General features: G+C 54.4%; 1 rRNA gene. It reads left to right on the top strand.

The features are described 5' to 3' along the window. Nucleotides 1-1,324: ribosomal RNA gene (locus EV282_RS20040) — 16S ribosomal RNA — on the top strand; the annotation flags it as partial. Between the last annotated feature and the right edge of the window lie 67 nt (nucleotides 1,325-1,391).

Here is a 1,391-nt window from a genome sequence, read left to right as displayed (position 1 = left end):
CTTACAGATGAGCCCGCGGCGCATTAGCTAGTTGGTGAGGTAACGGCTCACCAAGGCGACGATGCGTAGCCGACCTGAGAGGGTGATCGGCCACACTGGGACTGAGACACGGCCCAGACTCCTACGGGAGGCAGCAGTAGGGAATCTTCGGCAATGGGCGAAAGCCTGACCGAGCAACGCCGCGTGAGCGATGAAGGCCTTCGGGTCGTAAAGCTCTGTTGTTAGAGAAGAACAAGTACGAGAGTAACTGCTCGTACCTTGACGGTACCTAACCAGAAAGCCACGGCTAACTACGTGCCAGCAGCCGCGGTAATACGTAGGTGGCAAGCGTTATCCGGAATTATTGGGCGTAAAGCGCGCGCAGGCGGTCTCTTAAGTCTGATGTGAAAGCCCACGGCTCAACCGTGGAGGGTCATTGGAAACTGGGAGACTTGAGTGCAGGAGAGAAAAGTGGAATTCCACGTGTAGCGGTGAAATGCGTAGAGATGTGGAGGAACACCAGTGGCGAAGGCGGCTTTTTGGCCTGTAACTGACGCTGAGGCGCGAAAGCGTGGGGAGCAAACAGGATTAGATACCCTGGTAGTCCACGCCGTAAACGATGAGTGCTAGGTGTTGGGGGGTTCCACCCTCAGTGCTGAAGTTAACACATTAAGCACTCCGCCTGGGGAGTACGACCGCAAGGTTGAAACTCAAAGGAATTGACGGGGGCCCGCACAAGCAGTGGAGCATGTGGTTTAATTCGAAGCAACGCGAAGAACCTTACCAGGTCTTGACATCCTCTGACCACTCTAGAGATAGAGCTTTCCCCTTCGGGGGACAGAGTGACAGGTGGTGCATGGTTGTCGTCAGCTCGTGTCGTGAGATGTTGGGTTAAGTCCCGCAACGAGCGCAACCCTTGACCTTAGTTGCCAGCATTCAGTTGGGCACTCTAAGGTGACTGCCGGTGACAAACCGGAGGAAGGTGGGGATGACGTCAAATCATCATGCCCCTTATGACCTGGGCTACACACGTGCTACAATGGATGGTACAAAGGGTTGCGAAGCCGCGAGGCCAAGCCAATCCCAAAAAGCCATTCTCAGTTCGGATTGTAGGCTGCAACTCGCCTACATGAAGCCGGAATTGCTAGTAATCGCGGATCAGCATGCCGCGGTGAATACGTTCCCGGGCCTTGTACACACCGCCCGTCACACCACGAGAGTTTGTAACACCCGAAGTCGGTGGGGTAACCCTTTTGGGAGCCAGCCGCCGAAGGTGGGACAGATGATTGGGGTGAAGTCGTAACAAGGTAGCCGTATCGGAAGGTGCGGCTGGATCACCTCCTTTCTATGGAGATTATGAAACAGCTTCGACTGTTTCGTAAGTACACCTTTTGTCTTTTGTTCAGTTTTGA

Source organism: Fictibacillus sp. BK138 (assembly GCF_004216955.1).
Lineage (GTDB): Bacteria > Bacillota > Bacilli > Bacillales > Fictibacillaceae > Fictibacillus.
This window is presented reverse-complemented; position numbering and strand designations above follow the sequence as displayed.